At 72.3% G+C, this 22,287-nt stretch carries 30 protein-coding genes and 2 pseudogenes; 11 read left to right on the top strand and 21 right to left on the bottom strand.

What is annotated here, in order from left to right; genetic code table 11:
• Positions 1-24: 24 nt before the first annotated feature.
• Both B0I28_RS21185 and B0I28_RS21180 read left to right on the top strand, forming a co-directional pair.
• Positions 25-363, top strand: a complete 339-nt coding sequence (locus B0I28_RS21185; protein ID WP_106365853.1) for a hypothetical protein — start codon at positions 25-27, stop codon at positions 361-363.
• Complete coding sequence (locus B0I28_RS21180; protein WP_146148183.1) at positions 360-1,058, top strand: hypothetical protein; 699 nt, start codon at positions 360-362, stop codon at positions 1,056-1,058. The genes B0I28_RS21185 and B0I28_RS21180 overlap by 4 nt, the downstream gene beginning before the upstream one ends.
• Here the strand turns inward: B0I28_RS21180 and B0I28_RS21175 are convergent.
• Positions 1,048-1,299 (bottom strand): hypothetical protein, encoded by a 252-nt coding sequence (locus B0I28_RS21175; RefSeq protein ID WP_146148182.1) that lies wholly within the window; start codon positions 1,297-1,299, stop codon positions 1,048-1,050. The genes B0I28_RS21180 and B0I28_RS21175 overlap by 11 nt on opposite strands.
• A gap of 65 nt (positions 1,300-1,364) precedes the next feature.
• Here B0I28_RS21175 and B0I28_RS28675 point away from each other — a divergent pair.
• Positions 1,365-1,592, top strand: a pseudogene (locus tag B0I28_RS28675) (hypothetical protein).
• Between the two features lie 5 nt (positions 1,593-1,597).
• Positions 1,598-1,864 (top strand): holin, encoded by a 267-nt coding sequence (locus tag B0I28_RS21165; protein WP_106365850.1) that lies wholly within the window; start codon positions 1,598-1,600, stop codon positions 1,862-1,864.
• A gap of 69 nt (positions 1,865-1,933) precedes the next feature.
• Here B0I28_RS21165 and casA read toward each other — a convergent pair whose 3' ends face one another.
• The 14 genes from casA to B0I28_RS21100 form a co-directional block, all read right to left on the bottom strand.
• Entirely contained in the window at positions 1,934-3,403 is a 1,470-nt protein-coding gene (gene casA, locus B0I28_RS21160; protein WP_106365849.1) for a type I-E CRISPR-associated protein Cse1/CasA, read from the bottom strand.
• Between the two features lie 18 nt (positions 3,404-3,421).
• Positions 3,422-3,775, bottom strand: a complete 354-nt coding sequence (locus tag B0I28_RS21155) for a hypothetical protein (protein ID WP_106365848.1) — start codon at positions 3,773-3,775, stop codon at positions 3,422-3,424.
• A 14-nt stretch (positions 3,776-3,789) separates the two neighbouring features.
• Entirely contained in the window at positions 3,790-4,125 is a 336-nt protein-coding gene (locus tag B0I28_RS21150; RefSeq protein WP_106365847.1) for a GNAT family N-acetyltransferase, read from the bottom strand.
• A 154-nt stretch (positions 4,126-4,279) separates the two neighbouring features.
• Positions 4,280-4,750 carry a hypothetical protein gene (locus B0I28_RS21145; RefSeq protein ID WP_106365846.1) on the bottom strand — a complete coding sequence of 157 codons (471 nt, stop codon included), beginning with the start codon at positions 4,748-4,750 and terminating at the stop codon, positions 4,280-4,282.
• 86 nt (positions 4,751-4,836) lie between these two features.
• Positions 4,837-5,007, bottom strand: coding sequence for a hypothetical protein (locus tag B0I28_RS27385; RefSeq protein WP_181245888.1), 171 nt, complete (start codon positions 5,005-5,007; stop codon positions 4,837-4,839).
• On the bottom strand, positions 4,997-7,246 hold the full coding sequence (locus B0I28_RS21140) for a hypothetical protein (protein WP_106365845.1): 2,250 nt from the start codon (positions 7,244-7,246) through the stop codon (positions 4,997-4,999). Before B0I28_RS21140 ends, B0I28_RS27385 begins: the two co-directional genes overlap by 11 nt.
• Entirely contained in the window at positions 7,246-8,463 is a 1,218-nt protein-coding gene (locus B0I28_RS21135; RefSeq protein WP_106365844.1) for a hypothetical protein, read from the bottom strand. The genes B0I28_RS21140 and B0I28_RS21135 overlap by 1 nt, the downstream gene beginning before the upstream one ends.
• 153 nt (positions 8,464-8,616) lie before the next feature.
• A complete protein-coding gene (locus B0I28_RS21130) occupies positions 8,617-8,913 on the bottom strand; it encodes a hypothetical protein (RefSeq protein WP_106365843.1) in 297 nt (98 codons plus the stop codon).
• Positions 8,914-9,176: 263 nt separating this feature from the next.
• On the bottom strand, positions 9,177-10,598 hold the full coding sequence (locus B0I28_RS21125) for a DUF2637 domain-containing protein (RefSeq protein ID WP_181245887.1): 1,422 nt from the start codon (positions 10,596-10,598) through the stop codon (positions 9,177-9,179).
• A gap of 215 nt (positions 10,599-10,813) precedes the next feature.
• Positions 10,814-11,251: a Pycsar system effector family protein gene (locus tag B0I28_RS21120; RefSeq protein WP_106365841.1), complete on the bottom strand. Its 438-nt coding sequence runs from the start codon at positions 11,249-11,251 to the stop codon at positions 10,814-10,816.
• 51 nt (positions 11,252-11,302) lie between these two features.
• Positions 11,303-11,506 (bottom strand): hypothetical protein, encoded by a 204-nt coding sequence (locus B0I28_RS21115; protein WP_106365840.1) that lies wholly within the window; start codon positions 11,504-11,506, stop codon positions 11,303-11,305.
• 80 nt (positions 11,507-11,586) lie between these two features.
• A complete protein-coding gene (locus tag B0I28_RS21110) occupies positions 11,587-11,775 on the bottom strand; it encodes a hypothetical protein (RefSeq protein ID WP_106365839.1) in 189 nt (62 codons plus the stop codon).
• A 16-nt stretch (positions 11,776-11,791) separates the two neighbouring features.
• Positions 11,792-12,085 carry a hypothetical protein gene (locus B0I28_RS21105; RefSeq protein WP_106365838.1) on the bottom strand — a complete coding sequence of 98 codons (294 nt, stop codon included), beginning with the start codon at positions 12,083-12,085 and terminating at the stop codon, positions 11,792-11,794.
• A 48-nt stretch (positions 12,086-12,133) separates the two neighbouring features.
• Positions 12,134-12,703, bottom strand: coding sequence for a hypothetical protein (locus B0I28_RS21100; RefSeq protein ID WP_106365837.1), 570 nt, complete (start codon positions 12,701-12,703; stop codon positions 12,134-12,136).
• A gap of 148 nt (positions 12,704-12,851) precedes the next feature.
• On the opposite strand from B0I28_RS21100, the gene B0I28_RS21095 reads away from it, so the two are divergent.
• Positions 12,852-13,064, top strand: a complete 213-nt coding sequence (locus B0I28_RS21095; protein WP_106365836.1) for a helix-turn-helix domain-containing protein — start codon at positions 12,852-12,854, stop codon at positions 13,062-13,064.
• Positions 13,065-13,449: 385 nt separating this feature from the next.
• Here the strand turns inward: B0I28_RS21095 and B0I28_RS21090 are convergent, their stop codons facing one another.
• Positions 13,450-13,629 (bottom strand): DUF397 domain-containing protein, encoded by a 180-nt coding sequence (locus tag B0I28_RS21090; protein ID WP_106365835.1) that lies wholly within the window; start codon positions 13,627-13,629, stop codon positions 13,450-13,452.
• Positions 13,616-14,461, bottom strand: a complete 846-nt coding sequence (locus B0I28_RS21085; RefSeq protein ID WP_181245886.1) for a helix-turn-helix domain-containing protein — start codon at positions 14,459-14,461, stop codon at positions 13,616-13,618. Before B0I28_RS21085 ends, B0I28_RS21090 begins: the two co-directional genes overlap by 14 nt.
• Before the next feature lie 241 nt (positions 14,462-14,702).
• Between B0I28_RS21085 and B0I28_RS21080 the strand changes: the two genes are divergently transcribed.
• The 5 genes from B0I28_RS21080 to B0I28_RS21060 are packed head-to-tail and all read left to right on the top strand — an operon-like array spanning position 14,703 to position 16,042.
• The gene (locus tag B0I28_RS21080; protein ID WP_146148181.1) at positions 14,703-14,993 is read left to right on the top strand and encodes a hypothetical protein; all 291 of its coding nucleotides are present in this window, start codon (positions 14,703-14,705) and stop codon (positions 14,991-14,993) included.
• Entirely contained in the window at positions 14,990-15,304 is a 315-nt protein-coding gene (locus B0I28_RS21075; RefSeq protein ID WP_106365832.1) for a hypothetical protein, read from the top strand. The genes B0I28_RS21080 and B0I28_RS21075 overlap by 4 nt, the downstream gene beginning before the upstream one ends.
• Positions 15,301-15,492, top strand: coding sequence for a hypothetical protein (locus B0I28_RS21070; RefSeq protein ID WP_106365831.1), 192 nt, complete (start codon positions 15,301-15,303; stop codon positions 15,490-15,492). The genes B0I28_RS21075 and B0I28_RS21070 overlap by 4 nt, the downstream gene beginning before the upstream one ends.
• Complete coding sequence (locus B0I28_RS21065) at positions 15,489-15,740, top strand: hypothetical protein (protein WP_106365830.1); 252 nt, start codon at positions 15,489-15,491, stop codon at positions 15,738-15,740. The genes B0I28_RS21070 and B0I28_RS21065 overlap by 4 nt, the downstream gene beginning before the upstream one ends.
• Positions 15,737-16,042 carry a hypothetical protein gene (locus B0I28_RS21060; protein WP_106365829.1) on the top strand — a complete coding sequence of 102 codons (306 nt, stop codon included), beginning with the start codon at positions 15,737-15,739 and terminating at the stop codon, positions 16,040-16,042. The genes B0I28_RS21065 and B0I28_RS21060 overlap by 4 nt, the downstream gene beginning before the upstream one ends.
• Before the next feature lie 767 nt (positions 16,043-16,809).
• Here B0I28_RS21060 and B0I28_RS21055 read toward each other — a convergent pair.
• The 3 genes from B0I28_RS21055 to B0I28_RS21045 are packed head-to-tail and all read right to left on the bottom strand — an operon-like array spanning position 16,810 to position 20,797.
• Positions 16,810-18,348 carry a recombinase zinc beta ribbon domain-containing protein gene (locus B0I28_RS21055; protein ID WP_106365828.1) on the bottom strand — a complete coding sequence of 513 codons (1,539 nt, stop codon included), beginning with the start codon at positions 18,346-18,348 and terminating at the stop codon, positions 16,810-16,812.
• Between the two features lie 24 nt (positions 18,349-18,372).
• Positions 18,373-19,494 (bottom strand): S8 family serine peptidase, encoded by a 1,122-nt coding sequence (locus tag B0I28_RS21050; protein ID WP_106365827.1) that lies wholly within the window; start codon positions 19,492-19,494, stop codon positions 18,373-18,375.
• A 46-nt stretch (positions 19,495-19,540) separates the two neighbouring features.
• A complete protein-coding gene (locus tag B0I28_RS21045) occupies positions 19,541-20,797 on the bottom strand; it encodes an MFS transporter (RefSeq protein WP_181245885.1) in 1,257 nt (418 codons plus the stop codon).
• On the opposite strand from B0I28_RS21045, the gene B0I28_RS28530 reads away from it, so the two are divergent.
• Positions 20,751-21,326 carry a MarR family winged helix-turn-helix transcriptional regulator gene (locus B0I28_RS28530; protein WP_219926920.1) on the top strand — a complete coding sequence of 192 codons (576 nt, stop codon included), beginning with the start codon at positions 20,751-20,753 and terminating at the stop codon, positions 21,324-21,326. The two genes, B0I28_RS21045 and B0I28_RS28530, sit on opposite strands and share 47 nt — an antisense overlap.
• Here the strand turns inward: B0I28_RS28530 and B0I28_RS28525 are convergent.
• Positions 21,324-22,268 (bottom strand): annotated as a pseudogene (locus tag B0I28_RS28525) (helix-turn-helix transcriptional regulator); the annotation flags it as partial. The gene B0I28_RS28530 and the pseudogene B0I28_RS28525 sit on opposite strands and share 3 nt — an antisense overlap.
• Positions 22,269-22,287 lie beyond the last annotated feature (19 nt).

Here is a 22,287-nt window from a genome sequence, read left to right as displayed (position 1 = left end):
CGTGCGCCTGGGTGGGAGGTGATCGTGGCTGATGAAGCGATCGGACGCGAGATCCGCCAGCTCCGCGAGGACACGAAGAACGGGCTCGCGAAGATCGAGGCCGGGCTCGAAAAGCTCCTGCCGCGCGAGGTCTACGTTGCGAACCACGCCTCGCTCGTGCGCCGCGTCGAGGTCGTCGAGCGGGACCTTGAACGGCTTGAGGCCGAGCGCGACCATGACTTGGAGCGTGCCGCCGAGCAGCGCAAGAACGACGCGGAGAAGGCGCAGGCGGAGCGGGTCGCGTCCCGCCGCTGGGCCATCACCGCGATCGTGGTCCCCGCGGTGTCGCTGGTCGTCTCGATCATCCTGGCGGTGACGACTTGAGCCGCAAAGCAAAGCGCCGCCTCGGCGATGTGATCGTCGCCGTGATCAGCGCGGTCCTGGCGATCGGGATCACGCTGACCGCGCACCGGGTCGGAGAGCAGGCCCAGCAGCTCGACGAGCAGTCCGAGCAGCTCGATGCGCTGGAGCAGGCGCTCGGCGACGAGCAGTCGAACGCCGAAGACCATGGCATCGAGCCGGTCGCGCCGCCGCCGGAGGAGCTGCTGGAGGACCCGGAGTACTCCCCGTCGCCGGGCCCGTCCGGCCCGTCGGGGCCTCCCGGTCCGGGCCTGTCCGCCGCGGAGATCGAGGCGGCGTTCGCGGACTACTTCGCCGAGCACCCCTACGAGTTCGAGCCGTCGGCCGCGGAGCTGACCGCGGCGTTCGCGTCGGTCCTGGCCGACCATCCGGACTTGCTCTACGACCAGTTGTATGCGGCGATGGCCGCGTACCTGACCGAGCACCCGCCCGCCCCGGGCCCGGCGGGCGCTGACGGGCAGGATGGGGCCGACGGTCAGGACGGCGCCCAGGGCGATCCGGGGCGGCCGCCGACCGCGGAGGAGATCCGCGCGCAGATCGAGGCGTACATCGCCGAGCACGGCCTGCCGATGTGCCCGGAGGGGTCGAGCCCGGGGCCGCTGACGCCGCTGACGACGGACGGTCCGGTCGAGATCGTCGGCTGCATCGTCACCGAGTAGGCCGCGGCGGGACCGGCTCGCCGCCGCTCCGCCACATCGCGATCTGCCAGTCGCCGTAGATGGCGAGCGCGGCGAGGATCTCGTGGACCTCCTGCGCGGCCTCCCAGTAGCCGAGGCCGTCGGCGACGTACTCGTCGCAGACGCCCGCGAGCGCCTGGAGCCGCACCCGCCACCGCCCGTCCTTCGCTGGCGTGATGAGCACCTGGTGCCGGTACTGCGGCGCGGTCACCGCGGACGCCATCCAGCACACCACCGGCCGAGAACCTCCGATATCAGACACGTGTACGAATCTACTAGGAGTCGATCATGTCCGACCTCAGCAGCCTTCACCCGGAGACCGCGCATCTCGCCCGGTAATTCGAGTACACCCACCTCCCCGAGCGACTCCAGGCGGTCTCGCGCCCGTGCGGCGAGCTCGCTGGATCGATGATCGCCGCCCTCCCCGACGGGCCCGAGCTGACCGCTGGGCTCCGCAAGCTCCTCGAAGCGAAGGACTGCTTCGTGCGGGCTGCACTCGACCGCAAGGAGAACTGACCACCATGTCCAAGTCGAAGTACTACACCACGGCCTTCTGGGTCGAGACCGGCGACCGCGCGATCAAGACGTTCGGCGGGACCTGGTTCGCCGTGCTCACCGCCGATGCCATCCGCGGCCTCCGCGACGTCGACTGGGTCGACTCGTGGTCGATCGTCGGCCTCGCAGTCGGTGCGAGCGTCGCGTGGTCGATCGGCTCCGCGCCGGTCGGGACGGCGGGCTCGGCGAGCATGATCCCGCTCGGTGCCGTGAAGGACACGACCACCAAGTAGCCCGCCAGCGCAAGCAGAACGCCCCCGCTCCGAGTGGAGCGGGGGCGCTTTTGTCGTGCCTATCGTCGGTCAGGCGGTCGCCCGGTCGAGTACGGCGAGGTCGGCCTGGAACTGCCGGGCGGCGGTCCCCGCGGTGACCCACCGGCCCTCGATCTGCCGTCCGCGCCAGGCGGCGGCCGAGACCGGCTCGGCGTCCACGAGGTCGCGAGCAACCGTCCGGGCCTCATCGTGCAGCTCGTCGAGGGTGGCCTCCTCCCACAGCCACGCTCGCATCGCCGCGTCCAGCGGCCCGCGGGCGGCGAGCGCGATCCGGTCGGGACCGGCGCCGGTCTCCCGTGATCCGGCCGCGGTGTCGAGGGTGCGGACGTACCGGGTAAGAGCGTGCTCGGTGCCGCGCAGGACCGCGGCCGCGGCGGCGAGTCCGTCGCGGGCTGCCTCGTCGGTAAGGAGCCGCGCCGGGAGGGGCACGGCGTCCGAGCCGGCGTCGGTGACGACCGCGGCCTGCGTGCCGTAGGCGGTGCCGGTGACGCGGAGTGTGAGGTCGCCGTCGAGCAGGAGGGCGCGGTCGCGCGCCCAGTCGATGACGGGCGGGGCCAGAGCCGTCTGGCCGTCGGCGGCGAGGACGTCGGCGAGGTCGCGCCACACGGGACGGGCGGCGTCGAACCGGCGCCGACGCCACCGCTTCCCGGCGCTGTCCCAGCGGCGGTGGGCCATCGGCTCGGGGTCGGATTCGGGCGCGTAGGGGTCGCCTTGGCAGAGCACGGCGCCGGTGACGCTGTCCTCGTCCCAGGTGAGGCAGACGCGGCGCGACTGCCAGGTGTAGAGGTCGGCCAGGCCCGTGGGGGTCTCGGTGTCGCGGGGCGCCGCGGTCGCGGGGGCGCGGTCCCAGGCCGGGAGGTCGCCGCCGCGGCCGCGGGCGCCGTCGGGGGCGAGGTTGAGCAGGATCGTCTCGGCGAGCGTCGCGCCTTCGAGGTGGATTCCGGCGAAGGCCCCGCACGGGCCGGTGCCGATCCCGAACACTTTCCCGCGGACGATGCGGGGGTCGCCCTCGGCGCCGGGTTTGATCCCGGCGATGTCGTAGGCGTGGACGTGGACGAGCCAGCGGGCGGCCTCGGCCAAGCCGACGCGGGCGAGCCCGGCGGCCTCGCGCATCGAGTAGTGCCTGCCCGGTGCGGCGTCGGCGATGACCGCGGCTGGGAGGCGGACGCCGCGGGAGGTGGTCAGGCCGATGGTGCCGTAGAACGGCGCGTCGGGGTGGAGCAGGTCGAACCGGTCGCGCCGTGCCTCCAGGTAGGCGCCGATCGCACCAGCGTCGAGGGCGCGGGAGCGCCACATCCGCTCCCATTCCAGGGTGCCGGTGGCGGCGTCGGCGACGGCCAGGAGCAGCCGCAGGAGGGCGAGGTTCTGGGTCGGGGCGTCACCGGCGATAGCCCGGTACCGGTGCGCGCCGGTGAGCGCGTCGAGGAGGGTGGCCTCCCGGGTGCGGCCGTCGTGGTCGAGGAGCGGGAGCCAGGGCTGTTCGAGCAGGTTGAAACGCAAGAGGGGTCTCCGTTCGGGTTACTTGCCGAGGCGCTTGCGCAGCCACATGCGGCTGACGGTAGACCAGCGGGCGGCCTCGGACTCGGACATGTCGTCCTCGATCGCCATGAGCGCGATCTGCTGGGCGGCGATGGAGGCGCGGCGCGCCGCTGCCCGGGAGGCCGCTCGGCGCCGGCCGGCCTCTTCGATGGTGGTCTCGCCCAGGAGGTACTGGACTGCGGCGGACAGGACCGTGGCGCGGTCGTCGACGCCGTCGTTGCCGGGGTAGTCGGTCTCGGCCTGGTCCCAGACGCGCGCGAAGCGGGCGAGCTGGTCGTCGGTCAGTTCATCGGCGGCGGGGCCGAGCCAGGCGGTCATCTCGTCGGTCAGCATGGTGTGTCCTTTCGCTAGTCGACGGCCTGGGCCCAGGCGTGGCCGTCGTGGGTGCGGTGCTCCTCGGGCGAGTGGTGGAGGGCGCCGCCGAGCTGTTCGTAGGCGATCGCATACAGCTGGCGGGCGATGCCCTCGCGGCGGTAGGCGGGCTCGGTCTCGACCTGGATGATCTGGCCGGCGCGGAACTGGATGCCGTCCTCGTCGTCGATCTGGGCCCACAGCTCGGAGATGGTCTCGCCGTCGAGGGTGACCGCGGACCAGTGGTGGGCGGGGGCGTCGCCGTCGGTGTAACCGGCCTGGTCGTAGGCGACGGTGTACTCGGTGTCGTCGCTGCTGCGGTAGATCGTCATGTAAACTACAATACAGCATGGCTGTATACTAGTCTACAGTCGGGTAGCAGGAATTTTCGAGCACGAAGTAGCCGGGCCGCCCTGGTGGTAACTGGCCCCCGGCGGCCCGGCTCCATGATCGTATGCCCGGCCCGGGACTCCGGGAACCGCCCGATCAGACGGCGCTGTCGTCCGTGCGGGGGACGGCGTAGTCGGTGCCGCCGCCGAGGCGCTGCGCGGCTCGCCACGCGGCGGCCTGGTGCCACGAGGCGGGGAGCGAGGGCCACAGGCCCGGTTCGGCCGCGTGCAGCTCGCCGTCGGTGGCGTAGGTGGGGATCGTGCTACCGCGGCGGTGGGCGGCGGCGAGCGCGTCGACGTGGTCGTCGGTGTACCGGATGAGTCGCGCGAGGGCCTCGGCGTTCGGCGCGGAGATCGGCTGGGTCCCGGACTCCCATTTCTCGATCGTCTTGCGGTGCAGGGGCCCGCGCTGGCGGACACTGCGGGCGAGCGCGGGCTCATCGGGCCCAGCGGGGGCGTCGCGGGCGTCGGTACCGAGGATGGCCGCGAGCTCGCCGATTGACAGGCCGAGCCGGAGTCGACGCAGCGACCGCAGGTCGGCCGGGGTCATCTCCGACGGGTGCTGCACGGCGCGGCCTCTCCATGTAGGTGTGCGGGGATCGTAACGCGAGCGCGCCGCCGGCGGGGTCCGCGGGCGGCGCGCTCCAAGGGGGACTACTCGGGGTCGGCGGCGGGCTCGGGTTCGGTGCCGCCGGTGATCTTCGCTCCCAGGGTCTTGAGTCGGGCGAGGCGCTCCTGCACGGTTCCGCCGGTCTCGTGCCGGTGCTGCTGGTCGGCCTCGGCGGCGGCGAGGCGCGCCGCGCGGTCCTGGTCCTCATCGGTCATCGGTAGTCGGTCCTTCCTGGTCGGTGTCGGTCTTGGCGGCGACGTAGGTGCCGCGGCCGGTCCTGATGACGGCCTTGCTTTCGACCAGGTCGCCGAGCTTGCGCTGGACGGTCTTGGCCGTGATCTGCTGGCCGGGCTCGCGCCAGTGGTTGACCCATTCGAGGATCTTGACCGGCGTGGTTCCGTCGGGGCCCGCGGCATCGACGGCGGCGAGCACGGAGGCGAGGTTGTCGGTGAACGTGATCTCCAGTCCCCGAGTCAACTCCGTGAACTGCGTCAGGTCAACCTCCGGCGTCTCCTCGGGGGTCGGCTCGGCCTCGGTGCCGGAGGTGATCTTCTGGCTCAGCTCGTTGAGGCGGGCGAGGCGCTCGGTGATCGTCCCGCCTTCGGCGTGTCGCCGGGCCTGGTCGGCTTCGGCCTCGGCGATCCGCGCGGCCCGCTCGGGGTCGGCTTCGGGCGCGGGCCCGGCGGGGGCGTCGTCGAGGAGGAACAGCGTCGGGAGGGTCCGCGCCCACCGGTCGGTGTAGGCGCGGGTCGTGCGCGAGACCGAGTCGGCCAGCGCGACCGAGGGGGCGTCGAGCTTCGGCTGGAAGTGTCCGACGGCGACGGCGGCCTCGTCGATCTGCGCGTCGGGGGTGAACAGGGCCTTGAACGGGGTGAGGTACTTTCTGCCGACGGGGTTGCCGTCGGCGTCCTCGTCCTGGTGCTCGACCCAGCCGGACCCCTGCCAGTCGGCGAGCGCGGGATCGACCTTCCCCGGCGTGTCGAACAGGTACCGGATCTCGTCGCGGTCGCTGACCCTCATGCCGATGCGGAACCGGGAGTGCTTCTTGATGGCGGTCGGCAGGTCCTCGGCGGTGGCGCGGAGGACGCCGGTCCCGCCGCGGACGCCCGAGGCCCGGCCCTGCTGGTTGATCGCAACCAGCTTCGACTTGACGCGCTCGGGGAGGGTCGCGGTCTCGTCGGAGACGATCGCGATATGCGGCAGGTCCGGGGAGCAGCGGATCTTGCCGTCGTCGAGGTCGTTCGCGTACACGCGCTTGCGGCCCTTGAGGATCGCGAGGGCGACATCGCACATCAGGTCGGCCTCGGCGTCGGTGGTGGCGACCCAGTCGACGGCGGGGTCCTTGGTGCGGCCCTCGAACCAGGGGCGGACCCAGGGGCGCGCGAGTCCACCGCCGCCGCCGACGTCGATCACCCACGGGAGCGTGTCGGCGCAGCGGCCGAACCACATCAGGATGAGGTGGAGGATCGACGTCTTGCCCGCGTCGGTCTGCCCGGAGATGACGAACCACAGCCACTTGAACGCGATCCGGATCGCGGCCCCGTCGGGCAGGATCCCGAGGACGGCGCGGTCGTAGATGGAGACGGGCGTGTAGTCGCGCGGGGCCGGGTAGGTGTCGGCCATGGCGTTGCGGTGGGTCACCAGGATCTCGGCGTACCCGCGGCGCCCCTGGTGGCCGGGCTTGACGGTGACGCCGCAGTCGGAGGCGAGCTGGGCGTCCTCGGCGAGGCCCTCGGCGCAGCGCGCGATGTCCTGCGCCGAGGTCCCGCCCGGCGGGAGCTTCACGATGACGGTGTACCCGTTGCCCTGCCGCCAGATGCCGACGCGCTCGACCCGCACGCCCTTGATACGGCAGACCCGCGCGATCCGCGCCTCCCAGTTCGCGGCGAGCGCGGCCTCGTCGGTCGAGGCCGGGTCCTCGCCCTTCCAGACCGCATCGGCGGGCGCGACCTTCAGGGCCTCGGGAGTCATCCCGGCCCGCTTGGCGGCGAGGCCGAGCGCGGCGGCCTTCGCGGTGCGGCGTGCGAGCCGGATCGCCTTCCCGATGAGGTAGGCGGCGATGGCGAGCGCGACCGCGGCACCGAGCACGAACGGTTGGAACGGCGACCACACGAGCGCGGGGACGGCCCAGAGGGCGGGCACGAGCCAGCAGGCGACGCGCCACCAGATGACGGCCGGTCCGTCCTCGGCGATCATCGCGGCCCCGGCCGCGGCGGCGGCGCCGACGGCCCCGACGATCAGCGCGACCGTCCACGGCAGGTCGGCGCGGTGCCCGATCCAGGTGGTCAGGGCCAGGAGGGACGCGAGGTTGACGACGACCCACCCGGGCGGATGCGAGGCCCAGTCCCAGGACGCAACCCAGGCGGCGAAGCGGCCGCGGGGGCGCGCGGGCGCGGGGCGGGGGGCCGCCCCCGGCGGGGCGGCCGGGGGCGGCGACGCGAGCTGGTCGGTCATCAGACGTTCCACTTCGACTCGTTCGAGCGGGGCGCCTCATGCCGCGCGAGGTCGGTCTCGTGCTGCTTGACGAACGCCTCGACGGTCTCGCGCGAGAGCTCGCCGACGGTGTGCAGGAGCGAGTGGAGCTCGCCGAAGAACTCGGCGATCTGCGGGTCGACGGGCAGGTCCGCCGAGGAGATTGCGTGGATCTTCCCGAGCGCCGCCGACTTGTTCTCCCACGCGGTCACGAACTCGCGCAGGTCGTCGAGGTACTCGATCATCGTCTCGGGGTCGTAGCGGTTGGCGGCGGCGAGCTCCTCCTCGGAGTTCGCGCGCATGAGTCGGCCGAGGTGTCCCATGAGGGCCCCTTTCAGTGTCGTGGTCGTGGTCGGGTTCTGGGTCTGGTGCGAGTGCGGTGTGGTCGGTGCGGCCGTGGGCGGTGTGAGACCGGGCCCGGTACCCGGGTTGCTGGCCTCGGCGGGGGCCTTCGGCTCCACGCCGCTGCCGTCGCAGGTGCCCTTCTCAGGCTTGGCGGCGCGCCGGTCGGGGATGAGCTTCGTGTCGCCGCGGCGCGGGTCCGGTCCGGAGGTTCCGCGCCGTCGGCCGCGGCGGCGTCCGGTGCCGCCGGGCTTCGTCCCGGACCCGCTCGGGCCGGATCCGGCCGGGCCGCCCTTCCCGCCGCGGCGTCCGAGGATCCCGCGACGCGCCCGCCCGGACGGGGCCGTGCTGCTCTTGGGTCCGGGCGCGGATCCGTGCTTCGGACGGGCGCGGCGTCCGAGCCGCCCGCGCCGTCCGGGCTTCGTCCCGTCCGGCGTCGCGCCGCTGCGGGTGCGCCGTCCGGACCGGCCCTTGCCGCCGCGTCCGAGACCGAGACCGGCCCCGCGGCCGGATCCGCGTCCGGCGCCCCGCCCGCGGCCGCGTCCGAACGGGCCCCGTCCGGTCCCGCCGCGGCCGGATCGCCCGAGGCCGAGCGATCGTCCGGTCCCGCGGGTGCCGTGCGTCCCGCGCCCGGATCCGGACTGGCCGCGGCGGCGACGGCGCCGCTCGTGCTGCCACAGGAGCCCGCCGCCGACGAGGGCCGCGGCGGCGACGGCGACCCACACCCACAGGCCGCCCAGGGCCATCAGGCCCCACGCGGCGAGGTTCCCCGCGAACCCGGCGACCTCGGCTCCGGGCACGCCTTCGCGCTCGGTCTCAGGCGCCGTCTGCGGCGCTTCCATCACGTCATCGGCCATGGCTGTCCCTATGTCCTTTCCGGGGCGAGGGGTGTCGTTCACGTGCGTTCGTCGAGGTCGGGGGTTGTGCGGGGGTGAGGACATCGGGACATGTCCCTGCCGGTGTCCCGACCGGTGTCCCGACCGGTGTCCCATCGGGTGTCCCGAGCGCGGTCACGGGCCGCCTCCGGTGATGCGGCCGCCGATCGCCCGCGCGAGGCGCACCACGAGGACGAGGACGCCCGCCCCGAGCGCGCCCCACCCGAGGATCTGGAACGGGACCGTGGAGGAGACCAGGCCCGCGATGTACCCGGCGGCGCCGGTGCCGCCGACGGCGGAGCCGAGGACGATCAGGACCGTCCGGACCGGCGCGGGGCCGGGCGCGCGCGTCCGGGCCGGTACCGTCGTCGGCGTCCGGGTGATGTCCCGCCAGTCGATCGCGGGCTCGCCGTAGGTCGGCCCGGACGGCACGGTGTACCCGGACCGGACCGGCTCAGGCGGGCCGACCGGATCCGGGGCGGCCGGACGGGGAGCCGGGGCCGGATGCGGAATCCGGATGTCGGGGGCGGGTACCGCCGGACCGGACGGTCCCGGCGGCCCCGTCCGGCCCGGCGCCGGACCCGGGGCGGCCCGGATGACGTGAGCCTCGGACGGCGCGGCCGGACGCCCGTCCGCATCCGACAGTGGGACCACGAGGATGTCCGTCCGGGGCCAACCCGGACGCGGCTCGGTGCTCATACCGCGGCCTCCTGCTTGAGCTGGTCGACGTGCTTCTTCCGCCAGTCGCCGCACGTGCTGCGCGCGATCCCGGTTTCCGTCGCGAGCTCGGCGACGGTCGGCCAGCGCCCGAGCGAGTGCTCCAGCGCGGCCCACGCGGCGGCGAGGACATCGGCGTTCTTGGAGGCGGGCCGCGGCGCGGGGCGATCGTTGGCGGGCGCCTCGGCTGCCGCGCGGCGCGGGGCCTTCGGAGCCTCGTCGAACTTCGCAGTGGTCGCCTTCGGCTTGACCGGGGCGGCCGCGGGCTCCTTCGCGGCGGGCGCCGGGGCGAGCGCGGCGACGACCGCCACGGCCTGGTCCTTCGCGCCGCGCTTGAACCGGTCGAACCACCCGCGGCGCTCGCGCGGGGCGGCGCGGCCCGCGAGCTCGACGGCCCGGTCGGCGGCCTCCTTCGCGGCGGCGGCCTCGTTGGCGGCGGCCAGGGCGACCGCAAGCGCACCCCACTGGGCGGCCTGCGCGGCAGCCTCGCGCGCGGCGGCGGCCTTGGCGTCCCGGGCCTGCTCGATGCGGGCGAGGAGGGCGGCGGCGCCGGTGCCGACGCGGTCGCGCACGTCGAGGCTCCAGGCCCGCCACGTCGACCGCGGGTAGCGGACCCAGCGACGAAGTCCGAACCGCTCGGGCGGCTCGGGGATGAATCCGAGCTTGCGGAGGGCCTCGCGGTGCTTCGCGCCGGATCGGACCTCCCACACGATGATCGCCGCGAGCGAGGACGCGCCGAGGACAACGGCGAGGAGCTGGTCCTCTTGCTGGTGCGAGAGGTAGTTGATCGCCGAGGCGAACCCGGCGGCGGCCCACGTGGCGATGGTGGGGACGAGGGCCCGCTCGCCCTTGAGGCGGAGCTGGTTCGCGGTGAGCGCCATGGACAGCGCGGTGCCCTCCAGGAACGCGGCCATGCCGATGCCGAACAGTGGCGACCAGCCGCGGTCCGCGGCCATGCCGAGCTGGCCGGTCACGGCGACGCCACCCGCCATCACGTAGATGAGCGTCGAGTACACGGATGGCGCGTTCGTCGAGATGTACTCGCGGGTGCGGGTGTAGGCGCCGCGGACGCTGTCGAGGCGGGCCTTGCGGCGGGCGGCCCGACGGGTCGCGCGGGCGGCCTTGCGGCGCTCCTTCGCCTTGGCTTTCTCCTCGCGGTCCTCGCGCTTGAGCTTGGCCTCGCGCTCGCGCAGGTCCAGATCGGCCTCGCGGTTGCGGATCTTGCGGGCGGCCTTGGCGTCGTGCTCGGTGATGCGGGCCTCGGTGGTCCCGACGGCCTTCGTGACCGCGGCGGCCGCCTTCGACTCGACCTCGCTCGGAGCAGTGCGCTCGACGGGCGCGGGGTCGCTGTCGCTGGTCTGGTGGGACGCGGGGGGCGCCTGTAGGGTGTCCGTAGCCATCGTGAGGGCCTGTTCCCTTCGGTGGTCAGAGGGGCTCCGTCCGGTTCCAGCGGCGGGGCCCTTCGTGCTGTCCGGCCGGACGACACGCCCTCCATAATATGCTCCATGTTGGTACTTTTCTAGTCCGGGGTCGGACGCATCCGAAACCGCACGGCGTCCGGCCGGATCCGGACACGACGAAGGCCCCGCCATCCGGCGGGGCCTCACGTGGTCGGTCAGAGGGCGGCGAGCGCGGTCAACCCGGCGAGGGTGACCGCGGCGAGGACTAGGGCGAGCGCGATCCGGGTCCACCGCCATTTGATCGCCATGATCCGCTGGAGCGCCTGGATCTCCTCGGCGAGCCGGTCAGCCGAGGTGAACTCGCTATCCGCGGTGAGCTCGGCGGCGGTGACGATCTCCTCGACGGTCTGCACGCGGCGGCGCAGCAGCCGCGGCCAGAGGATCCCGACGATGGCGGGGACGATGGCGACCGCGACGCCGAGGGCGAGCGCGCCGAGGACCGCGGCGGCCCCGGTGAGGTCGGCGACGGTGCCCGCGGTGGCGAGTGCGGAGCCGGGCGCGATGAGCAGGAGGCCGGCCTTCTGGTCGGCTTTACCGGTCATGTCGCGGAGTGAGTTGCGCTGGTCGGTGAGGTGGTCGATGGTGGTCGTCATGCGGGTCTCCTGGGGTGCGGGTGGCCCGGGGCCCGCTGGGGCCCCGGGAGGCTAGTTCTTGCGGTGGCGGCCCTTGCCGGGCTGGGAGTCCGGCTTGTCGTCGGTACCGCGCGCCTTGTGGATGTGGGTGTGGTTGTGGCCCTGGGCTCCCTGCCCCATGGCGATGATGGTGTGGTTGTCGCCGCCCTGGATGCCGATGGTGAGGTTGTCGGCCTGGATGTGGAACTTCGCGGGCTTGGTGTCGTCGTCGGTCATGTCGTCCTCTCTGGTTGGGTGGGCCCCGGATGCTCGGAGCCGTGCGGTTCTTGGTGGTCCTGGAGTGCTCCGGTCCGGCGCTACCGGTTGCGGATCGCGTCGTTGAGCTCGGAGATTCGAGTCATCAGCCGACGGTGCTGGCGCTGTGCGTCCTCCAAGTCGTTGCCGGCGAGGTCGGTGCTACCGCGGCGGATCTGTGTGGATTGGGCGCGGAGCTCATCTCGGGTCGCGATCAGTTGGTCCCGGGTCGGAGTGATCGGGTTGACCATGGTGGTTCCCTTCAGGTCAGGCGGTGGCGTCGAGGCGATCGAGGTAGGAGTCCAGGGCGGCCGCGAGCCGCCCGGCGCGGTCGTCGCCGTGGAGTTCGGCGATCCGGTCGAGGTAGGTGTTGAAGAGGGCCTCGCACGTGCCGTAGAAGACGTCGGCCTTGGCGCCGGGGTTGAGTCCCTGCTCGGCGCTCCGTTCGGCGGCGAAGCGGGTGGCGGCTTCGGTGACCACGTCCACGAGGGCGGGGATGTCGGTGTCGGTGTCGGGGATGGTGTCGAGCAGAGTGGCGGGGACCTGGTCGCGGGTGAACATGGCGCTCCTTTGGCGGTGGTGGGCCCCGGTCTCCCGGGGCCCGGTTGGCTAGCGGATGGAGGGGAGGGCGGCGAGGTGGCGGTACTCCCCGCCGAGCCACAGGGCCGCGTTCCAGTCAGCGTCGGTGAGGGTCTTCTGGTTGGACTCGGGGATGAGGATGATCTTGCGGGCGGTGACGAGGTCGGTCAGGGCCTGGTCGATGCGGTCCCGGGCGATCGCGGTGCCGAACTTCGCTCGGAGGCCGGCGAGCGAGGCCCAGGTGCCCGTCTTGATGAGGGTGAGGATCGCGGCCTGAATGTGCTCGGTGCCAGTGGCTCCCTCGACGTGCTCGGGGCCGGCGAACTCGACCTCGGTGAGCGGGTGGCGCTTGAACCACGCGGCCGCGGCGACCTTGGAGCCCTGGGTGGTGGCGTAGCGGTCCTGGTGGAGCGTGGTCCGCGTCCCGTCGTCGCCGGTGCTAGTGATCGTCAGCCAGGAGACGAGCTCGCCGCCAGCCATGGAAAGGGCGGTGGTGATCACGTAGCGGCGGCCGTGACGGTCGATGGCCTGGTGGACGGTCTGGAAGGTGTCGCTCTGGGTGTTCTGCCAGTCCAGGACGGTGGTGGCGGTGGTGGTCATTTCGGGGCTCCTCTCGGGGGGTATGACATAAGCATAGCCCATGAGTTGACCCGGGTCAACTAGAACATGCAGTTCAGGGCAACAATTGACCGAAAGTATGAGAGACCCCAGGTTGACCCGGGTCAACTAATCGGAGTAGGCTCAACCCATGCCACGAACAAGCCCTGAACTTCCCGAACTTGTCTCCATCCCCGGCGCCGCCGCGATCCTCGGCTACTCCAAGCAGTACGTCCACCGCCTCGCCGACCGCGGTCAGCTCGTCGGCACCCGCATCGACGGCAACGGCGGGTGGGCGTTCGTCAAGAAGTACGTCGAGGAGTACGCGAAGATGCTCAAGGGCGCGACCGAGGATGATCGGTAACATGCCCACAAAGGCGCCCGTGAACAGGCCCTCAACAAGCAAGATGCCCCGCTCCCTCATCAGGGAGCGGGGCTTCGTACGTGCGGCGCGGATGTCTCCTATTGGCTGCTGTCGCGGAGGGTCCCAGGGCATCCCCTGGTACTGCTTCGTCGGTCGAGCCGCGTCCAACTACGCCCCTCATCGAGGAGGGCCGGGTTCAAACCGGTTACGCCGCACCCTCCATGATGCACGCCGCTCGCGGGCCGGTCAAGGCCCTTCCGCAGTCGTGGATCTGGGGGCACGAATGAGCCGGGTCGGCCCCACCATGGGGCCGACCCGGCTACTCTGGGTGCTAATGCGTGGTTGTTGCCGTCGTTCGTATGATCCTGCCGGGGGCGCCGGAAGGTCAGCGGGCGGCGCGCAGCAAACTCTCGAAGTCGCCCACGGCGAGCCCGAGGATCGGCGAGTCGTCGCCGAGCTTCGAGTCGCGCACCTGGAACCCCCCGGCTCCCGGCCGCGCCTCGACGCAGTTGCCGCCGTTGCCCTGGCTACGACTCGACTTACGCCATGGCCTAGACGTGCTCATTCAGGTACTCCTCAATCGAAACGGACATTTCCCAAGTCCGCGAGAACGCGAACTCGTACCTAGACGTTACGTCCGCGTCCTCCAAGTACCGGCACCCATCCAGGTGGTCGGTGTAGACGATCGGCGGGAAATCCTCGGGATCGTTGAGGATCACGCAGTTCCCCGCGGCGAGCGGGTGCAGCTGCATGACCACTCTGATCTCAACCCCGGCCATCCGCGCCGTGTCGGTCAGCCGCGCCAGCTGGCCGTCGCGGACCTCCGCGGGCAGCTGCATCAGGGTCCGGATCACCGACTCGCCGAGGAGGAACTGCATCTGCGGCATGTCGGTCCGGTTCGCGAACAGCGCCTGACGGCGCTCGCGCAGCAGCCCGACCTTCTCGGCGACCTCGTGCGGGATCGGCAGCTGCACCCGCTGGAGCCAGCGGAGGTACTCGATGGTCTGGAGGAGTCCGGGGACGAGTTCCGCCTCGTAGCAGCGGATGAGGGTCGCGATCTGCTCGTACTCCAGGAACATCGGGAAGTCCGGCCTCGTACCTTCCTTGGTGCCCTTGTCGATGTAGTCCTCCCACCAGCCGCGCTCGGCGCCGCGGACACGGAGGCCCAGGAGGTAGCTGGCTTCGTCGCCGGGGATCTTGTAGTGCTCGATGAACTTCTCGATGGTGGTCTGCTTCGTGCCCTGGGTGCCTTTTTCGATCCGCTGGATCGACTTGTACGTGTAGCCCAGAAGCTCGGCGACCTCTCTCTCGGACAGGCCGATCTCCTGGCGTCGACGTTGAAGCCGGATGCCCATCCGGCGCCGGGACACCGTGGGCCGCGTCATGGTGGTGCTCATGAGGAGAGTGTCGCACCGCGGCGCCTCAGATGGAACCAGCGCCCTGGACATTTTGTCCCGGGACAAAATGTCCAGGGCGATTCCTCTTCCCAGACCGCGTCATCGGCTCCTACCGTCAGAAGTGGGCCAGCGCCGTCGTGTGCTGGGCGGGCTTCGCGTACCACGCAAGTTGCGAATGCCCGAAGCCCCGCCGGACAGAGGCCGGCGGGGCTCCCATGGCACACGAGAGTTAGGGCCTCTCATGCACAAGAACAGCGTAGAAGCACGACCATCGGAGCCGCAAGCGCCCATCAAGGTGTGGCAGCGCGACTCGACCAGGATCACCCTCGTGCCCGCCGGGGCCGGCGCCGCGGGCCTGGTGGTCGACACGTACTGGGGTGACGGGCCCCGGGATGCCGGGAACGTGGATCTCGTCGACGGCGCGTACGTCGCGGTCCTGAACGAGGTCGGCCACGACCTCGTGGGGCAGGGCTGGGTCGACCGGGTCGCCGAGGAGATCGACACTGCGATGACGGAGTGGATCGCCCGATGAGCCCCGCAACGCCTGCCACTGCGGAGGTCACCTCGGCCCCCGAGGACCTGGACATCGAGACCGAGTGGCCTGCTGAGTCCCCCACGGGCCGACCGGAGATCGTCGAACTGTGGTGCCGCGCCAACGCAACCCGCCGGACCGGTGGCGAGGTCCGCATCGTCAACAGCATCGTGGTCGGGACGATCGCCAAGCTCGGTAGCCCGGACGAGGAGATCACCCCCTCTCCAGCTGCCGTCCGCGCCTATGGGGAGGAGTGGGTCGCCGGGCAGCTGGCCGTCGCGATCGAGAAACTCACGCGGGGTGTCCGGTGAGCGGCCAGGCCGCACGTCGGCGCGGCGCGGACGCCCCGGCTCGTCTGGAGGAAGAGGTCCCGCCGGAGTACCCGCGGCGGTCCCGGGAGTGGTACATCGCCCGCAGGCTCGGCTGCCTCGATAGGTACGAAGCGGAGCACCGCAAGCCGTTCGCCGTCATCGACGCGGTCACCCTGGAGTCGGTATGAGCCGATCCGTCGAAATCTCCGCGTGTGGCCTGGACCTGCGGGTCGTGGACGTCCCGGTGCTTGGGCACGTCCACCCGGGTGACTCCCGCACGATCACGTACGTGTACGAGCGCGGCACCGGGAACGCGCGGGACCCGCTCGTGGCAACGGCGGGCCTCGGCGCCCTCATGCCCACGCAGGCATACCGGCACCTCAACCTCGACGAGCTCTCTGCGGCCCTTGACGAGGCGCTGCGGGTGGCGGCATGACGTCCGTGGTGGAGGAGCTCGCCGACCCGCCCGGCCGGGTCTTCATGGCTACGTGGAGGACCGGCCCCGCGGACGCGATCATCACCGTGCAGGTGTGGGGGCGCCGGGAGCGCCGCGATGCGCTGTTGCGCTTCCGGCACGACGGGGGCCACATAGACGCCGGGACGCTCTCGGGCGGCGGCACTGACGACGCTGCGGTGGTCTGGACCGACAAGGCCAAGGAGGCGTACGCGGAGGACTGGCTCGACACCCAAGAGCGCGAGGCGATCAAGGCGCTCTCGATCAGGTGGGGCACCGTATGACCGTCCTGCGCTTTCCCGACAGGGCCGCCCTGCTGGCGCGGCGGTCCGTCCCTGGGCCGTCGCGCGGCGCACTCGCGTGGCGACCCTCTCAGACTTCGGGTAGTGATTCTCTCCCGGAGCAGGCCGCAGCGGTTCATCCCCGGACCGGCTGCGGCCACCTCAAACTCGGGCGCGGGCGCGGAGTCGCCGTTCGCGTGGGGACCGCGCCCGTGACGTCTGGCCGTGGCGGGGTAAACGCCGCGGCCAGATCGTTGCCGCCCTTGCGCGGCAGTCGCGGCGTCGTCCTCCCGACGGGCCGCCGACCGCGGACGGCCTGGCTGGCGCCGTCTGGCGGTACGAGGGCCTCTGAGCCGCCCTCCCCCGGCGCGGGGCCGCATCTCTTGGCCCCGCGCGCCTTCGGTGGGCCGCCGCTTCCGGGCATTGGCGGCGGCCCACCCCCAGCCCGGGCGCGGCTACTGGTGGGCTTCGGCGGCCGCGCCCGGCCTGTCACTCGACCGGGTGTCATACCCACCGAAGATGATCTTGCATGACATGTCTGGGGAACCCCTCCCAGGCGCCCGAGCCGAAGCGCACGGCGAGGGCAGAGCGGCCCGGGGTCAACTGGGGGTTCAGTCCCCCGGGCCGCTCCTTTTCCCCGCTAAGTGGACGTAACCCGCGGCCGTTCGGTTGATGACAGGTAGCGTTACCAGCGAGGACAGTGAGAGACGGGTACCAGTTGAAAGACTGGGAACAGGGCCGCCGCCCGGCGTTTCGCCGGGCGGCGGTTGTCAGATCCATTCGATCGCGATCCGCTCCGGCTCGAACCGGCCGTACGGGGGCGTCGCGCGCTTCACGGTCACGGATTTGACGAACAACTCCAGGAACGCGCGCTGCTCCAGCAGCTCCATCGAACCCCAGGCGCGCGGGTCCTTGAGCGCGGCCGCGTCGAACCCATCCGGCGGCGGAGGCGTCATCGCAAGCTCTGAGCGCAGGCGCACCTCGTCCTCGTCGAGCCCCCGCTTCATGATCCGCCACTCCTCGGTGCCGAGTTCCCGTGCGCCCCACATCTGGGCGAGCTCGGTCCGGCGGTTCTCGATCGTGCTCAGCTCGTCGGCGAGTTCTTTTCGCCGGTCAGCGTGGTCGTCGCGCAGGAACGCGTCCAGGCGGCCCGGCTTGGCGAGCTCCTCGAACATCTGCTCCACGACGTACTCCTCAAGCTTGGTCCCGTCGATACCCACGCACCCTCTGCCGCCGACCTTCGGGTGGCACGAGTAGTACGGGATCGACTCCTTGCCCTTCTTCTGCTTCAGGCTCGCTACCAGCCGGGCATTGCAGACGCCGCATACGGCCATGCCGCCGGTCAGCAGGTAGCGGCGCCTGGTCCGCCCGGTGCGGTCCATCGGTGCGACCGGGTACATCCGGCCGTTGGGCATGAGCACGTCCCGTGGTGCGTTGAAGTGCGCGCACAAGCGTTGGCGGGTCTCTTCGGAAAGGATCGCCTCCCAGTTGCCCTTCCCGACGATTTCCTTCCTGTAGACGCGCAGACCCGCGATCGACGGGCTGATCAGAGCGTTCCTGAGCATCTGCGCGGTCAGCTTCGATGGCCGGGTTACCGGCTCCCCGGTGGCGAGGTCGATGACCGGCTCCTTCGTTTCGGGGTCGATGACCTTGCGCCGCTTGGGCCCGTGCATCCCGCGCGAACGCAGCTCCTGCGCGCAACGCTCGGTGCTCCACCCGCAGTTGAGGATCATGTCGGCCGCCCATTGCAGCGCCTCAGCCTGCTCGGGCACGATCGCATAGGTCCGGGTCCCGACCGGGGGCCGGTGGTGCCGGTACCCGAATGGGACGCTCCCGGGCGGGAGTCCGCGCATGGCGTTGTCCAGGTTGCGGTCGTTGACGCGCTTCTTGACCCGGCGGACCTCGCCGGCGCCGAGGACGGCGCGGATGCTGGCGACGTCGTCGTCGACGCGGATGATGCCCTCTCGGCGGGTGTGGATCTCGGTGATGCCGGCGGCGTCGAGCTCGACGGCGAATCGGAACCACTCAAGTTCCTGGCGGACGAGCCGAAACTGCTCGATGCTCCAGATCTGGGCGATCATGCCGTCCTTGAGCCAGCGCCGGAGCCGCTCGAACTCGGGACGCTCCACGTTGGGGTCGGCGGCGGTGATGTTGTTGTCGGCGAAGACCTCGATCGGCAGGTCCGGGAAGACGTCGGCCCCGTAGCCGCGGCCGTAGCGTTCCTGGACTTCGACGCCTTCTCTGCGCCCGAACCTGTCAATGGTGATGCGGGCATAGATCGCGAGCACCGCGTTGGGGGAGATCGGCATTTGCCCAGCTTAATCGCTTACGCCTTAAGATGCAATAGGGTGGTTCACCGCTTGAAAAAAGACCTGCGCGGCGGGGGCGGTCCCGGCCGGGACGGTCCCGGCGCCCGCGAGGCGGGCCGCTTCGCCGTTGCCGAGGACGGAGCCGGTGACGTGCGTGCCGTGGCCGGATTCGACGTCGGCGGGGCCGTCGTCGTGGGCGGGCGGGTCGTTCGTGAAGGGCGCGAGCACTGAGCGCGTGGGCCAGGAGGTGATCCCGGCGACGCGGCCGCGCACGTCGGGGTGGAGGGTCTCGGGGTCGCCGTTGTCGAGCCCGGAGTCCGCGATGCCGACGATCTGCCCGGCCCCGGTGAGCCCGACGGCCTCGGCGACGGCGGGCACGCCCATGACGGCCGCGGCGCGGTCGTTGCTGGTCTGCGAGAACGCGTACGGCACGATCGCCTGCACCCCTTGGAGGTCGGCGAGGTCGGCGATGACGGTGCGGGGCAGGCTGGCGACGACGGAGGAGGGCAGCACCGTGAGGACGGTGCCGCCGGACTCGCGGATGCGGCGCACGAGCGCGCCGGAGTCCTCGCCGGGGAAGACGGAGACCTCGACCATCTGGAGGGCGTCGTCGGTGAACGCGTCGGCGTCGACGGCGGCGAGGTAGGCGGCGTCGAGGTCGCGGCGGGGCCGCGGGTGGAGTTTCGGCGAGACCTTCATGGCGGGCCGGTACGGGGTGACCTCCTCGACCCGCGGGAGGTCGCGAATCGCCTGCACGCGTTCGGGAAGCGCGCCGACGAGGAGCGTGAACCCGGAGAGGCTGCCGTGGATCTCGGCGCCCGCTTCGGTGAGCTCGCCGAGCCAGTCGGCGGTGGGCGGGCCGATGAGCTTGACGAGCCAGTAGGCGGTGCGGCCGGGCTCGGGCTCGATCGCGGCGGTCTCCTGGGCGTCCACTGCGGCGGCGAACTGGAAGGAGGCGCCCGCGGTCTGGACGGGCTGCTCGGGGAGCGGCGCGGTCTCGACGCCGCGGTCGGCGAGGTCGCGGGCCTGGCCCGAGGTGGACGTGACGAGCAGGGAGTCGGGGTATTCGGCGAGGACTTCGACCCCGGTGTCGCGCACCGCGTCGCGGTCGCCGGGGGTGCGCAGGGTGACGAGGAGCTTCGGCATGGGTGCCTTCTTCCGGAGGGGAGCGCCGGGTGGCCGTCCTCTCAGGCTACGCGGAGGCGGTGACGGCGTGGGTGCGCTGCGTATCCGCCGAACGGCTGAAACCGGCGGCCGCGTGCGCGGGGAGGGCCCGCTCGGTGCGCAGCAGGAGGAGCCCGCCCGCGAGGACCGCTGCGGCGAGGACGGCCCACAGCTGCCACGTCCCGGCGTCGAGGAGCAGCCCGAGGACCAGGGGCGCGACGGTGCGGCACAGCGACCACGACAGCTGGTAGACCGCGAGGTAGCGACCGCGGACGTGGTCGCGCGCGGCCTGGACGGAGAGGCTCTGCGCGGGCGCGGAGTGGATGAGCTCCCCTGCGGTGTAGACGATCGCGACGATGAGGACCGCGACGATGCCGCCGCCGAGGGCGGGCAGTGTTGCGAAGGCGGCGAAGGAGGCGGCGAAGACGGCGGTGCCGAGCGCGGCGCCGCGGGCGCGGCGGGCCCGGGCCATGGCGCGGGCGACGGGCACGCCGAGGACGGCGACGAGCGCGGTGTTCACGGCGAACACGCCGCCCGCCAGCGCGCCGGGGAGGCCGACGTCGCGGGTGAGGAACACGGGCAGGGCGATGGCCTGCGCGGTGTAGCCGAAGCCGATGAGGAAGTTCGCGGCGGTGATCGCGAGGTAGGGCCGGTCGGCGAGGACTTCGCGGTAGCCGCCGCGGGCTTCGCGGGGCGCGGCGGTGACGCGGCGTCGGACCGGGATGGTGGTGACGGTGAGCGCGGCCGCGGCGCAGGCGGCGGCGAGGAGCGCGGCGGCGGCGAAGAAGCCGGCGTCGCCGTCGACGGCGAGCATCCCGGCAGCGGCGAGGGCCCCGAATCCCATGCCGCCGTTGCGCAGGCTCCGGTCCCAGGCGAGGAGCCGGTCGCGTTCCGCGCCTTCGGCCATGTCGCCGATGAGGGACTGCTGGCTGGGCGGGGCGGCCCACATGGCGACGGCCACGACGAGCGCGACGGCGAGGAACGCGGGGTAGGAGTGGGCGAGGGGGTAGAGCGCGAAGCCGATGGCGCGCAGGGCGAGCGCGGCGGCGTAGACGCGCTTGCCGCCGAAGCGGTCGACGAGGGCGCCGACGGCGGGCATGGAGGCGAGCGCGCCGAGCCCGGCGAGGGTGAGGCCGGTGCCGATGGCGGTGAGGGTGAGTCCGGTGAGGGCGTGGACGAAGAGCATGGTGAGGGGCACGTAGACCCCTTGGCCGAGGGCGTCGGTGAAGCTCGCGGCGATGAACCGGCGGCGCGCCGAGGAGGAGTTGTCTTCCATGGAAGACATTTTATCTTCCTTGGAAGGTAGAATGCAAGCCATGCCGAACGACAGGAACGACGCCGTCGCCGACATGGTCGCCCAGTGGCACCGCGAGCGCCCCGACCTCGACGCCTCCCCGATGCTGGTGGTGGGCCGCCTGTTCCGCCTCGCCGACGGCTTCGACCGGGAGCTGCGCCCGCCCTTCGCCGAGGCCGGGCTCGGCAACGGCGACTTCGACGTCCTCGCGGCGCTGCGCCGCTCCGGGGAGCCGTACGCGCTCTCGGCGGGCGACCTCTCGCGCACGGTGCTCGTCACCACCGGCGCGATCACCAAGCGCGTCGACCGGCTCGAAGCGAAGGGCCTCGTGGAGCGGTCGGTGGCCGACGAGGACGCGCGCGGCCGTCAGATCTCCTTGACGCGCAAGGGGAAGGAGATGACCGACCGGCTCATGGGCGTGCACCTCGCGAACCAGGCGCGGCTCCTGGAGCCCCTCACCGCCGCCGAGCGGCAGACCCTCGCCGGGCTCCTCGCGAAGCTCGCGCGGGCCGCCGGATAAGGCGGCCCGGAGCCGCTCGGCGAGGCGCCGCAGCTCCTCGCGGAGCTCCTGGGGCGCTTCGACGCTGAACGGCAGGCCGAGCCCGGCGGTGAACCGCGCCAGGTCCTCCAAGGAGTCGCTGCCGGTCTCCCACAGGCACGCGTCCGCCCCGGCCGCTTCGAGCACGCCGCTCCCGATGGGCAGCCGCTCGGCGGCGGCCTCCAGCGGCACGTGGAACCGGACGCGGGCCCGGTGCTCCCAGGCGGTGCGCCCGATCCCCTTGAGCACGTGGTCGACCGCGCCCTCCGGGGGCTCGCGCGGGGCGAACCGGGGGCCGTTGGGAATCCGGGGCCGGATGCGGTCGGCCCGGAACGTGCGCCAGTCCCCGCGGTCGACGTCCCAGGCGAGGAGGTACCAGCGCCGCCCGGTGTACACGAGGCGGTGCGGCTCCGCGCGCCGCCGCGTCTCCTCCCCCGCCCGGTCGAGGTAGTCGAAGCGCAGCTGCTCGCACCGGTGCGCGGCTTCCGCGATCGAAGTGAGCACCTCGGCGTCCACCGCGGGACCCGCCGCGGTCGCCGCGGCCGTGGCCGACCGCAGCACCTCGATGCGCCGCCGCAGCCGCGAGGGCATCGTCTGCTCCAGCTTGGCGAGGGCCCGCAGCGAGGTCTCCTCGATGCCCGCCACCGACCCCGACGCCGCCGCGCGCAGCCCCAGGGCGACCGCCACGGCCTCCTCGTCGTCCAGCAGCAGCGGCGGCAGCTCGCTGCCCGCTTCGAGCCGGTACCCGCCCGCGCTCCCGGTCGTGGAGGCGACCCGGTACCCGAGCTGCCGCAGCTTGTCGACGTCGGCGCGCACGGTCCGCGTCGACACGCCGAGCCGTTCGGCGAGGTCGGGCCCGGTCCGGTCGCGGCGGGCCTGGAGGAGGGCGAGGAGGCGCAGCAGGCGCGCGGAGGTCTCCAGCATTCCCGGATTCTCGCACGCA

The organism is Glycomyces artemisiae, from assembly GCF_003002955.1.
Lineage (GTDB): Bacteria > Actinomycetota > Actinomycetes > Mycobacteriales > Micromonosporaceae > Glycomyces > Glycomyces artemisiae.
Note: the sequence above shows the minus strand (reverse complement) of the source record. Positions and strands in the feature narration are given on the sequence as shown.

Bases quoted from the DNA above. Each gene is read 5' to 3' on its own strand.
- B0I28_RS21175 (WP_146148182.1), bottom strand. From the start codon at position 1,299: ATGGCGTCCGCGGTGACCGCGCCGCAGTACCGGCACCAGGTGCTCATC.
- B0I28_RS21165 (WP_106365850.1), top strand. From the start codon at position 1,598: ATGTCCAAGTCGAAGTACTACACCACGGCCTTCTGGGTCGAGACCGGC.
- B0I28_RS21155 (WP_106365848.1), bottom strand. From the start codon at position 3,775: ATGCTGACCGACGAGATGACCGCCTGGCTCGGCCCCGCCGCCGATGAA.
- B0I28_RS21150 (WP_106365847.1), bottom strand. From the start codon at position 4,125: ATGACGATCTACCGCAGCAGCGACGACACCGAGTACACCGTCGCCTAC.
- B0I28_RS27385 (WP_181245888.1), bottom strand. From the start codon at position 5,007: ATGACCGATGAGGACCAGGACCGCGCGGCGCGCCTCGCCGCCGCCGAG.
- B0I28_RS21140 (WP_106365845.1), bottom strand. From the start codon at position 7,246: ATGACCGACCAGCTCGCGTCGCCGCCCCCGGCCGCCCCGCCGGGGGCG.
- B0I28_RS21135 (WP_106365844.1), bottom strand. From the start codon at position 8,463: ATGGCCGATGACGTGATGGAAGCGCCGCAGACGGCGCCTGAGACCGAG.
- B0I28_RS21125 (WP_181245887.1), bottom strand. From the start codon at position 10,598: ATGGCTACGGACACCCTACAGGCGCCCCCCGCGTCCCACCAGACCAGC.
- B0I28_RS21120 (WP_106365841.1), bottom strand. From the start codon at position 11,251: ATGACGACCACCATCGACCACCTCACCGACCAGCGCAACTCACTCCGC.
- B0I28_RS21115 (WP_106365840.1), bottom strand. From the start codon at position 11,506: ATGACCGACGACGACACCAAGCCCGCGAAGTTCCACATCCAGGCCGAC.
- B0I28_RS21110 (WP_106365839.1), bottom strand. From the start codon at position 11,775: ATGGTCAACCCGATCACTCCGACCCGGGACCAACTGATCGCGACCCGA.
- B0I28_RS21105 (WP_106365838.1), bottom strand. From the start codon at position 12,085: ATGTTCACCCGCGACCAGGTCCCCGCCACTCTGCTCGACACCATCCCC.
- B0I28_RS21100 (WP_106365837.1), bottom strand. From the start codon at position 12,703: ATGACCACCACCGCCACCACCGTCCTGGACTGGCAGAACACCCAGAGC.
- B0I28_RS21095 (WP_106365836.1), top strand. From the start codon at position 12,852: ATGCCACGAACAAGCCCTGAACTTCCCGAACTTGTCTCCATCCCCGGC.
- B0I28_RS21090 (WP_106365835.1), bottom strand. From the start codon at position 13,629: ATGAGCACGTCTAGGCCATGGCGTAAGTCGAGTCGTAGCCAGGGCAAC.
- B0I28_RS21085 (WP_181245886.1), bottom strand. From the start codon at position 14,461: ATGAGCACCACCATGACGCGGCCCACGGTGTCCCGGCGCCGGATGGGC.
- B0I28_RS21080 (WP_146148181.1), top strand. From the start codon at position 14,703: ATGCACAAGAACAGCGTAGAAGCACGACCATCGGAGCCGCAAGCGCCC.
- B0I28_RS21075 (WP_106365832.1), top strand. From the start codon at position 14,990: ATGAGCCCCGCAACGCCTGCCACTGCGGAGGTCACCTCGGCCCCCGAG.
- B0I28_RS21065 (WP_106365830.1), top strand. From the start codon at position 15,489: ATGAGCCGATCCGTCGAAATCTCCGCGTGTGGCCTGGACCTGCGGGTC.
- B0I28_RS21060 (WP_106365829.1), top strand. From the start codon at position 15,737: ATGACGTCCGTGGTGGAGGAGCTCGCCGACCCGCCCGGCCGGGTCTTC.
- B0I28_RS21055 (WP_106365828.1), bottom strand. From the start codon at position 18,348: ATGCCGATCTCCCCCAACGCGGTGCTCGCGATCTATGCCCGCATCACC.
- B0I28_RS21050 (WP_106365827.1), bottom strand. From the start codon at position 19,494: ATGCCGAAGCTCCTCGTCACCCTGCGCACCCCCGGCGACCGCGACGCG.
- B0I28_RS28530 (WP_219926920.1), top strand. From the start codon at position 20,751: ATGAACCGGCGGCGCGCCGAGGAGGAGTTGTCTTCCATGGAAGACATT.
- B0I28_RS21045 (WP_181245885.1), bottom strand. From the start codon at position 20,797: ATGTCTTCCATGGAAGACAACTCCTCCTCGGCGCGCCGCCGGTTCATC.